2 tRNA genes and 2 rRNA genes are annotated in these 2,603 nt (G+C 51.4%); all 4 read left to right on the top strand.

The features are described from left to right. A 16S ribosomal RNA gene (locus tag ABMB67_RS23270) occupies positions 1 to 188 on the top strand; the annotation flags it as partial. Positions 189 to 481: 293 nt separating this feature from the next. Further along, positions 482 to 558: transfer RNA gene (locus tag ABMB67_RS23265), tRNA-Ile, on the top strand. 13 nt (positions 559 to 571) lie between these two features. Then, positions 572 to 644, top strand: a tRNA-Ala gene (locus tag ABMB67_RS23260). Between the two features lie 371 nt (positions 645 to 1,015). Then, positions 1,016 to 2,603: ribosomal RNA gene (locus ABMB67_RS23255) — 23S ribosomal RNA — on the top strand; the annotation flags it as partial.

Here is a 2,603-nt window from a genome sequence, read left to right as displayed (position 1 = left end):
GGATCAGCATGCCGCGGTGAATACGTTCCCGGGCCTTGTACACACCGCCCGTCACACCACGAGAGTTTGTAACACCCGAAGTCGGTGGGGTAACCTTTTGGAGCCAGCCGCCTAAGGTGGGACAGATGATTGGGGTGAAGTCGTAACAAGGTAGCCGTATCGGAAGGTGCGGCTGGATCACCTCCTTTCTATGGAGTTTAGACTCTAATCGACGAACAACTTCGGTTGTTTGACGCTTGTGCTGTTGTTCAGTTTTGAGAGTACTCAAAACTCTCAATAAAGTTACTGGAATGTGCTCCTGCGCGCTCCTTGCGTCGCTTTCTCGTCGCAAAGCTGCATGCAGTATCACAATGACGTTCCTCATGAAGGGAACGAGGTCAGTTGCTTTGTTCAGTTTTGAATGAATTCTTTTGCTCCTGCGGTTACTCGTCGCAAGGCAGCATGAAGTCATTCTGATATTATTATTTTCATTGAATGGTGGGGGCCTGTAGCTCAGCTGGTTAGAGCGCACGCCTGATAAGCGTGAGGTCGGTGGTTCGAGTCCACTCAGGCCCACCATATTATTTGATTTGGGGCCTTAGCTCAGCTGGGAGAGCGCCTGCCTTGCACGCAGGAGGTCAGCGGTTCGATCCCGCTAGGCTCCACTTTGAGAGAATTCAATCTCTCAAAAATTAAGTTGCTGAATCTGTTCTTCGATGAGGGGAACGAAGTCGGTAGCTTCATTGACAAGAGTATTCTTCTGTCAATTGGTTCTTTGAAAACTAGATCATGATAACAAGTAAGTTCATCGGAGTCTTGTTCACAAAACAAGATGAGATCGAACGAACGTCAAGAATTCAAAGGCAATGGAGACATTGTCTAAAAAACGACCTTTTGATAAAGATCGTTTTTGGCAAAGAGATTCGAGCAGGTCGAGGAAGCAAGTGTTCGAGGAATGAAGCGTAGTTCCCTACGTGACATGACCGAGAAACACGAAGCTGACGAAGACATGCGAAGAAGATCTGCCGCCAAAATTGGTTAAGTTAGAAAGGGCGCACGGTGAATGCCTTGGCACTAGGAGCCGAAGAAGGACGCGACGAACGGCGAAACGCCTCGGGGAGCTGTAAGTAAGCTTTGAACCGGGGATATCCGAATGGGGGAACCCATCATCCGTAATGGGATGATACCCGTATCTGAATCCATAGGATACGAGGAGGCAGACCTGGGGAACTGAAACATCTAAGTACCCAGAGGAAGAGAAAGCAAATGCGATTTCCCGAGTAGCGGCGAGCGAAACGGAAACAGCCCAAACCAAGAGGCTTGCCTCTTGGGGTTGTAGGACGTCTCATATGGAGTCAAAAAAGAAGAGCATAAGTGAAGCGATCTGGAAAGATCCATCAGAGAGGGTAACAATCCCGTAGCTGAAATGCCCTTCTCTCCGAGACGGATCCTGAGTACGGCGGGACACGTGAAACCCCGTCGGAATCCGGGAGGACCATCTCCCAAGGCTAAATACTCCCTAGTGACCGATAGTGAACCAGTACCGTGAGGGAAAGGTGAAAAGCACCCCGGGAGGGGAGTGAAAGAGATCCTGAAACCGTGTGCCTACAACTAGTTGGAGCCCGTTAATGGGTGACAGCGTGCCTTTTGTAGAATGAACCGGCGAGTTACGATATGTTGCAAGGTTAAGCTGATGAGGCGGAGCCGTAGCGAAAGCGAGTCTGAATAGGGCGCATCAGTAGCATGTCGTAGACCCGAAACCGTGTGATCTACCCATGTCCAGGGTGAAGTTCAGGTAACACTGAATGGAGGCCCGAACCCACGCACGTTGAAAAGTGCGGGGATGAGGTGTGGGTAGGGGTGAAATGCCAATCGAACTCGGAAATAGCTGGTTCTCCCCGAAATAGCTTTAGGGCTAGCCTCGAGGGAAGAGTGTTGGAGGTAGAGCACTGATTGGACTAGGGGTCCCCACAGGATTACCGAATTCAGTCAAACTCCGAATGCCAATCACTTATCCTCGGGAGTCAGACTGCGAGTGCTAAGATCCGTAGTCAAGAGGGAAACAGCCCAGACCATCAGCTAAGGTCCCCAAGTATACGTTAAGTGGAAAAGGATGTGGAGTTGCCCAGACAACCAGGATGTTGGCTTAGAAGCAGCCACCATTTAAAGAGTGCGTAATAGCTCACTGGTCGAGTGACTCTGCGCCGAAAATGTACCGGGGCTAAACGTATCACCGAAGCTATGGACTCGCACCGTATGGTGTCAGTGGTAGGGGAGCGTTCTGCGTGCAGCGAAGTCAGACCGAGAGGACTGGTGGAGCGCGCAGAAGTGAGAATGCCGGTATGAGTAGCGAATGAGGGGTGAGAATCCCCTCCGTCGAAAGCCCAAGGTTTCCTGAGGAAGGCTCGTCCGCTCAGGGTCAGTCGGGACCTAAGCCGAGGCCGAAAGGCGTAGGCGATGGACAACAGGTAGACATTCCTGTACCACCTCCTCACCGTTTGAGCAATGGGGGGACGCAGAAAGGTAGGGTAAGCGCGGCGATGGAATGCCGCGTCCAAGCAGGTAGGCTGGAAAGTAGGCAAATCCGCTTTCCGTAAGGCTGAGCTGTGATGGCGAGGGAAATT

Source organism: Halalkalibacter oceani (assembly GCF_040544555.1).
In the GTDB taxonomy this organism is placed as follows: Bacteria; Bacillota; Bacilli; order Bacillales; family Bacillaceae_D; genus Halalkalibacter; species Halalkalibacter oceani.
This window is presented reverse-complemented; position numbering and strand designations above follow the sequence as displayed.